Genomic DNA, 320 nt, shown 5'->3' with positions numbered 1-320 from the left:
GACCGACATCACCGAGCACTGGACTGATGAGGGCAAGCTCTACCTCTGCGCGATCAAGGACGCCTTCTCCGGCCGGATCGTCGGCTACTCCATGAGTGACCGGATGAAGGCCCGCTTGGCGGTGAACACCCTGGCCAACGCGGCAACGCGGCGCGGCGACGTTGCTGGCTGCATTGTTCACTCAGACCGCGGGTCGCAGGGCGGATTCAACTGGTTGTCGCAACACCTCGATCGAGAGGTGTTCAACGATGGTGACGGCGGATTGGAGCAAGAAGACCAGCGAAGTGCCCGTGAGTGCGCGTCGGCAGTGGCGTGCGGAT

General features: G+C 63.1%; 1 protein-coding gene. It reads left to right on the top strand.

All coding sequences use genetic code 11. The annotated features are described in order from the left end of the window. Nucleotides 1–320, top strand: a 320-nt coding sequence (locus tag GSY69_RS14315; protein ID WP_202411140.1) for a DDE-type integrase/transposase/recombinase, incomplete at both ends; no start/stop codon positions are given.

This window comes from Brevibacterium rongguiense, from assembly GCF_009857845.1.
GTDB lineage: Bacteria > Actinomycetota > Actinomycetes > Actinomycetales > Brevibacteriaceae > Brevibacterium > Brevibacterium rongguiense.
Note: the sequence above shows the minus strand (reverse complement) of the source record. Positions and strands in the feature narration are given on the sequence as shown.